General features: G+C 56.9%; 8 protein-coding genes and 1 pseudogene. 5 read left to right on the forward strand and 4 right to left on the reverse strand.

What is annotated here, in order from left to right:
* A pseudogene (locus AAAC48_RS12340) lies at positions 1-150 on the forward strand (LysR family transcriptional regulator); the annotation flags it as partial.
* On the opposite strand, the gene AAAC48_RS12345 reads toward AAAC48_RS12340, so the two are convergent.
* Complete coding sequence (locus AAAC48_RS12345; RefSeq protein ID WP_340654460.1) at positions 151-1395, reverse strand: DUF3422 family protein; 1245 nt, start codon at positions 1393-1395, stop codon at positions 151-153. It lies immediately after the preceding pseudogene.
* Between the two features lie 267 nt (positions 1396-1662).
* Here AAAC48_RS12345 and AAAC48_RS12350 point away from each other — a divergent pair, with 267 nt between their 5' ends.
* Together AAAC48_RS12350 and AAAC48_RS12355 are read left to right on the forward strand one after the other, a co-directional pair.
* A complete protein-coding gene (locus AAAC48_RS12350) occupies positions 1663-2445 on the forward strand; it encodes an FCD domain-containing protein (protein WP_340654453.1) in 783 nt (260 codons plus the stop codon).
* On the forward strand, positions 2442-3179 hold the full coding sequence (locus tag AAAC48_RS12355; protein ID WP_340654454.1) for a metallophosphoesterase family protein: 738 nt from the start codon (positions 2442-2444) through the stop codon (positions 3177-3179). The genes AAAC48_RS12350 and AAAC48_RS12355 overlap by 4 nt, the downstream gene beginning before the upstream one ends.
* A gap of 9 nt (positions 3180-3188) precedes the next feature.
* Here AAAC48_RS12355 and AAAC48_RS12360 read toward each other — a convergent pair whose 3' ends face one another.
* Both AAAC48_RS12360 and AAAC48_RS12365 read right to left on the reverse strand, forming a co-directional pair.
* Positions 3189-3326 (reverse strand): hypothetical protein, encoded by a 138-nt coding sequence (locus tag AAAC48_RS12360; RefSeq protein ID WP_340654455.1) that lies wholly within the window; start codon positions 3324-3326, stop codon positions 3189-3191.
* Between the two features lie 175 nt (positions 3327-3501).
* A complete protein-coding gene (locus AAAC48_RS12365) occupies positions 3502-4200 on the reverse strand; it encodes a type 1 glutamine amidotransferase (protein ID WP_340654456.1) in 699 nt (232 codons plus the stop codon).
* Between the two features lie 74 nt (positions 4201-4274).
* On the opposite strand from AAAC48_RS12365, the gene AAAC48_RS12370 reads away from it, so the two are divergent.
* Positions 4275-4895: a hypothetical protein gene (locus tag AAAC48_RS12370; protein ID WP_340654457.1), complete on the forward strand. Its 621-nt coding sequence runs from the start codon at positions 4275-4277 to the stop codon at positions 4893-4895.
* On the opposite strand, the gene AAAC48_RS12375 is transcribed toward AAAC48_RS12370, so the two are convergent.
* Complete coding sequence (locus AAAC48_RS12375; protein WP_340654458.1) at positions 4885-5784, reverse strand: DMT family transporter; 900 nt, start codon at positions 5782-5784, stop codon at positions 4885-4887. The two genes, AAAC48_RS12370 and AAAC48_RS12375, sit on opposite strands and share 11 nt — an antisense overlap.
* A 133-nt stretch (positions 5785-5917) precedes the next feature.
* On the opposite strand from AAAC48_RS12375, the gene AAAC48_RS12380 reads away from it, so the two are divergent.
* Positions 5918-6246 (forward strand): Lrp/AsnC family transcriptional regulator (locus AAAC48_RS12380; RefSeq protein WP_340654459.1); only part of this gene is annotated, 329 nt, incomplete at its 3' end.

Genomic DNA, 6246 nt, shown 5'->3' on the forward strand with positions numbered 1-6246 from the left:
GTGCGCGTCCTCGAAGATTACGCGGCGTCACGCAATGTCGCGATCTATGCCGTTTATCCCTCGCGGCAATTCCTTCCCGCCAAAGTGCGGCTGTTCATCGACTACCTGGCAGCGCTTTATGGGCCAATACCGCCCTGGGATCGGAACTGATCAATCCTCCGCGTGGGATTTGCGGATGGCTTTCACCACATACCACATGGCCAGTATGGCAATCGGCACGAAGATCGCCGTGAGCACGGATGCGTGCAATTCGGGGATATAGGTTTCCGCGCCTTTCGCCAGATAATAGAACAGGCCGACGACATAATAGGAAATCGCAGCAACAGAGAGGCCCTCGACGGTACGTTGCAGGCGCAATTGCAACTGCGCACGCTTGTCCATCGAACTGAGCAGGTCGCGGTTTTGGCGCTCAAGCTCCACGTCAACCGAGGTGCGCAGCAAGGTTGCTGCTCGAGAGAGCTTTTCGGAAAGGCTTTCCTGGCGCCCGCTGACAGAGTGACAAGTGCGCATGGCCGGTGCCATACGCCGCTGGATAAATGCGCCCCAGGTCTCATAGCCTGTGACCGGCTCTTCCTGCAGCGCGGCCAAACGCTCAAGCACGATGCCGTTGTAAGCGCGGCTTGCGCCGAAGCGATATAGGCTCGACGCCGCATCGGCTTCCAGTTCAGCGGCAAGCGACGTCAGCTCATCGAGCAATTTGTGACTATCGGATGTGGAATCGCGCATTTCATTGGTTAGGCCGGCAAGCCGGTCTTCGATGCGGCGAATGCGCGGCGACAGCGAATGCGCCAGTGGCAGGCCCAGCATGGCAAGCGTGCGATAGGTTTCGATCTCAATGACGCGTTGTGACAGCGCTCCGGCGCGGGCGGGCGACAGGCCATTATCGAGGATAAGAATGCGCGTCATGCCATCGCGGTCCTGGCGAAAGTCGGTGACGATCGAGGCCAAACCGTTCTCGACATCGCTGTAGCACAGGCTCGCCGGGTCAAATTCGGAAATCAACGCCAGAGCATTGCCGTCCTTCTTGATGATCTCCAGTCGCACGCCGTCGATGACCGTACCCGGCGGGTTGAACCCATGACCGAAAGGGTGTTGGGCGACGCTACCGCTGCGCGGCATGGGACCTTCCCAAAGATAGGTCGAGAATTCCGTATGCCGTTCCCAGCGCAGGGTGCCATTGCCCCACGGCATGATATGGTGGCGTGCATCGCGGGCGGGCGGCGCGATTCCAATGCTGCGGCTCAATTCGCCCAGAACGGCGTGGTCGACGCTGGAGCCGCCTTCGGTCATGAAGGCAAGCTGAATCAACAAGCGCGGCGTGTCCACGAGCGGGTAAGGCCGCGCGTGGACTTCACCAAGTGCAATGGCGCGCTCGGCATGCGCGGGAAATCCCATGACGCCGCCTTGGCTCGGCGCAGCGCTCGCAAGCGCTGATACTGATTTCAATCTTTTCCCCATCGTCCCCTGACCGGTCTTGTCTTCCGTGATCGGCTGTCACAGGATCGTGACCGGATCGGGCTGCGCTTTCAATAGTTTCTGCCACCGAAGGCTGCGGCAAATAGGACCATCAGTACCTTTTGCAACTGGATCATTTAATTGACCAGTTTCGCTGTTTACCGGTACGCTGTGATAGTTAAGTGTTTCCTGCGGACCGATTCAACCATGACCAGCCCGATTTTCGCCCGCATCCAGTCCTCGCGCACCGCTGACGACATTGTCAGCCAGATCGAGACGCTCATCCTTGAAGGTGTGTTGCGCGTTGGCGACCGGCTGCCGGGTGAGCGCGACCTTTCAGTGCAATTTGATGTTTCGCGGCCGATTTTGCGCAGTGCGTTGAAGTCACTGGAAGGCAAGGGCCTGCTTACCACGCGTCACGGCGGGGGAACCTTTGTCGCCGATGTCATTGGCGAGGTGTTTTCAAAGCCGATGATGGATCTCATCTCCAGCCATCGCAAAGCAGCCGCGGACTATCTCGAGTATCGCCGGGAGATCGAAAGCATTGCCGCTGATTATGCGGCTCAACGAGCCACCGAAGATGACCGGCTTTTGCTTCGGCGCATCATGGAAGCCATGCAAGAGGCCTTTGAAACCAACGACTTCAAGAAAGAAGCTGAACTCGATGTTGAATTGCACAATGCGATCGGGGAATGCGCGCACAATATCATCCTGCTACACACGCTGCGTTCTTGCTACCGGCTACTGGCCGATGACGTGTTTTATAACCGGACCGTGATTTACGGTTTCCCCGGCGCACGCGCGAAACTCCTTGAACAGCATCGTGCGATATTCGAGGCGATCATGGCGTCGAATTCGACGGGAGCGCGTGCGGCCGTACACCAGCACATCGATTTTATCCAACGGGCGCAAACAGACGCGACGCGTAGCAGTGCTTGGCAAGATGTATCTCGTCTGCGACGCAATCAGCGGGAGTCGGACACGAAATGAAGACGGTCGACTTCAAACATGCACGCGGTCCGGACAAGTTGCGCGTTTATGCGATCGGCGATGTACATGGCCGGTTGGATCTACTGCAGGCAATGCACCGGCGCATTCTAGTTGAGAACGAGAAATCACCACCCTACGACTGGGTCGTTGTTCACCTTGGCGATTATGTCGACCGGGGCCCGGATTCAAATGGCGTGCTCGATCTGCTGGTGAATTTACAGAAAAAGACACACCGGATGCTCGCGATTGCAGGAAATCACGAAATCGGACTGCTCGAATTTCTTGCCACAGGCGATGCCTACGGACTTTTTGCGCGCAACGGCGGACGGCAGACAGCGCTCTCCTATGGCATCAGCATAAATTTCAACGATCCGGACTCCGTTGCAGCCGGGCGAAAAGCGCTGGCTTTATCCATTCCACAATCTCATGTTGAATTTCTGCGTGGCTTGCGGCGATCAATGGTCTTTGGTGATTTCTTCTTTTGCCATGCAGGAATCCGGCCCGGCGTCGACCTAGACCGGCAAGATCCTGACGATCTGATCTGGATAAGATGGGAATTCCTGGACGACGCGCGCCTTTATCCTAAAATTATCGTCCACGGCCATACGCCAGTCAGCGATATCGAGAAACGGCCGAACCGGATCAATCTCGATACCGGCGCCTATGCCAGCGGCCGACTGAGCGCGATAGCGATCGACTCGGACCGCAAGTTCTTTGTCGAGGCGGTGGTGTGAAAGAACGCCTCAGCGTGACGTGCTGACGCCGTAGCCATCGCTGGAAACCGCATGCCCACCGGCATCGACCGAAAACAGCCCTGCGCCCATGAAAAGAATGGCTGAGAGCATTACAGCGGTCAAAAGTGCGGCACTCTTGGTGGTCATTTGGGCGTTTCCATTGTTCATATTGGTCTGGCTTCGTGCCAGTTAACCAGTGAGGCCACTACAGGACACAATACTTACCAACTAGTGAATCAAAGACACGCTCCCCATGAATCCCTGTCGGGAATCCGATTCAGAATTAGGCTGTTGCAGAGTTGCAACTCGATTGCGCAGCCAATTAAATCAGGGCGACCCAGGCGCGTGCCAGCGCCAGACCGGCGACATCTGCAGCAGGCCCATCGCGCTCGGCATGAGCTTCGTAGTTGTCCAGCCATTGCGCATGATTGTTTGTGATCTGGTCGCGGAAGACGTGCGTCCACTCTTCGACAAGTCTTGTATCGGCTTCGAAATGAAATTGCATGCCATAGACGGCACGGCCGATGCGAAACGCCTGGTTTGGCGTCATGGCGCTTGAGGCGAGATGGATGGCCTCTTTTGGCAGCGTAAATGTGTCGCTGTGCCAATGAAAGATCGGGAAATGCTGCGGGACGGCAGAGAGTACAGGATCGGACAGAGACGTCGCTGCCCGCGTTACTTCATGCCAACCGAATTCGGCCGCGCGGCCGATAATATTTTCTGCGCCATAGCCCCGCGCTATCAACTGACTTCCAAGGCAAATGCCTAGCACAGCCTTGTCCGCGTCGCCGAAGCGCTTGATGAGCCGGGACAGTTGAGGAAGATAAGGGTGTGTGTCGTCAGCCAGAGCGTTCTGATCACCGCCAAGAACGACCAGCGCATCATGGTCCGATTCATCGGTGGGCAGATCTTCACCAAGAAAGGCCTGACGCAGATCGATGATAGCGCCCGCTTCATCCAATGCCCGGCCGACCTGTCCCAGTCCGGTATCCTGGTAATTCTGAACGACGAGAACGCGCATGAAGCCTGCCTGACTGATCGCAATGACTAGGATTCCCGGATAGCATGGGGCATCGAGAGTCGGAAGCCGTCAAAATGCCCCTGCAAAATCGTGTCACACCCTTTGGCGATATTGTCGCAGTTCCGCAGCGCGGTTTTTTGATGGGCAATCGCGGCATCATCCATGATCCGGCAACCCGCAGTTTGCTGAAAAGGCGCTGGACGACGCGGGCCTGGATCATTTGTGTTTGTCAATTCAAAGGTGTGCGACGAGAGGTGATGGCTCGCCGCAGCTGGACCGAGCTTTTCTTTTTCGACGAGGCGACGGCGCTGGCGGCCGGCCACCGGCCTTGTTTCTATTGCCAGCGGCAACGGGCAAGGGCATTTCAGGCGGCATGGGCTGAGGGCAACGGCACCGTTCCCCTGCCCGCCCCCACAATCGATCTGGTCCTGCACGGCGAAAGGCTCGATGCCAAAGGCGGCAAACGGCGTCATTTCATTGAAGGTTCGGTCACTGATTTACCGGATGGTACCATGGTTGCCGAGGGCGACAACGCCTATCTGATCAAGAGCGGGAAGATGTATCTCTGGTCATGGGAGGGCTATGCTTCATCAAAATACCCAACAGTGAACGTCACGCTCCTCACGCCGCCGTCGACCGTCCGGGCGCTGAGCGCAGGCTATGCCCCGTTCATGCACCCGTCCATTACACCTTGACTGCCTCAGGAGTTGATCTGCGCAATGTCCAGCCGAGGCTGGTGCCGGCAGCGGCGATCAGGATTGCGGCGGACCCAACCAGCTGGCTTGGCTGCAACGCATGTCCGAACGCGATGTAGTCAACAAGAATCGCTGCGATTGGATAGATAAAGGAAAGCGAGCCGGTAATATGGGTCGGCAGCTTCTGTATCGCGCTATAGAGCAGGATATACATCAGGCCGGTGTGAACCACACCGATCGTCACGATACTTGCCCACTGTCCCGTGCTTTGCGGCAAAGTCGTAAAGTCCGCAAGCGGCGCCAGCATGACGATGCCGACACAGACCTGGATAAGCGCGATCAGATGCGGCGGCATACCCTTCAGGCGCTTGGCAACGATAGATGCAATTGCGTAGAGGAAGGCAGCACCCAACGACAAGGCGATACCGGTCATATAATCCGAACCGCTGTAGGCACCGCCGGGCTTGGCTTTAACGATGAGCAGCATGCCGGCAAAGGCAAAGCCCAACCAGAACAGCTTGGTTATCGTGAGCTTTTCCTTGAAGATCAAGGCACCCAGACCGACCAACATGAACGGCTGGACGTTATAGACGGTCGTTGCAATTGCGATGGATGCGCGTGAGTAGGCAGCAAACAGCAGAACCCAGTTGAGCACGATTGCGATGCCGCCAATGACGGCAAGCCCGAACGCTTTGCGCGAAATAACATCCGGCCGCAGCAATCCCAACGCCGCACACACGGCGAGCAGCGTGACTGCACCAATGGCGCAGCGCCAGAAGACGACCGACAATACCGGCTGGCCGGACATCAGCACGAACCAGCCAATTGTTCCTGAAATGATCATGGCGGCGGTCATTTCGACACTGCCTCTGAACACATCCTTTTCCATGTCGGCGCTCCCTTCAACAACTTGCTAAAGACTATGCGGCGAACGCTGCATTTGATATATGTTGCGAAAGGCGAAATTGGCAGTTCACCTTTTTATTGCAGGCAATTGATGCGAATGACCTTACGAGGAAATCATGCTCGACGAACTTGACCGTACGATCCTCGAGATCCTGATCGATGATGCACGCATATCGCTGAAAGAACTCAGTCTGAAGGTGGGCCTCTCCTCACCCAGCGTCTCCGAGCGGCTGCGGCGGCTGGAAGAAAAGAAGGTAATCCGCTCGTTTACCGTCGACATCGATCCGGTGGCGCTTGGCTACAGCCTGAGCGCAATTGTGCGGGTCCGTCCCCTGCCCGGCATGCTGCATATCGTGGAACGGCTGATCAGGGAGACGCCGGAAATCACTGAGTGCGACAAGGTGACAGGTGACGACTGCTTTATCGGCAAGCTGCAATTTCGCAC

The organism is Phyllobacterium sp., assembly GCF_037994405.1.
In the GTDB taxonomy this organism is placed as follows: domain Bacteria; phylum Pseudomonadota; class Alphaproteobacteria; order Rhizobiales; family Rhizobiaceae; genus Phyllobacterium.

What these genes read in the sequence shown, in the direction of transcription:
- AAAC48_RS12345 (WP_340654460.1), bottom strand. Translation starts at nt 1,395, where the DNA reads ATGGGATTTCCCGCGCATGCCGAGCGCGCCATTGCACTTGGTGAAGTC.
- AAAC48_RS12350 (WP_340654453.1), top strand. Translation starts at nt 1,663, where the DNA reads ATGACCAGCCCGATTTTCGCCCGCATCCAGTCCTCGCGCACCGCTGAC.
- AAAC48_RS12355 (WP_340654454.1), top strand. Translation starts at nt 2,442, where the DNA reads ATGAAGACGGTCGACTTCAAACATGCACGCGGTCCGGACAAGTTGCGC.
- AAAC48_RS12360 (WP_340654455.1), bottom strand. Translation starts at nt 3,326, where the DNA reads ATGACCACCAAGAGTGCCGCACTTTTGACCGCTGTAATGCTCTCAGCC.
- AAAC48_RS12365 (WP_340654456.1), bottom strand. Translation starts at nt 4,200, where the DNA reads ATGCGCGTTCTCGTCGTTCAGAATTACCAGGATACCGGACTGGGACAG.
- AAAC48_RS12370 (WP_340654457.1), top strand. Translation starts at nt 4,275, where the DNA reads ATGCCCCTGCAAAATCGTGTCACACCCTTTGGCGATATTGTCGCAGTT.
- AAAC48_RS12375 (WP_340654458.1), bottom strand. Translation starts at nt 5,784, where the DNA reads ATGGAAAAGGATGTGTTCAGAGGCAGTGTCGAAATGACCGCCGCCATG.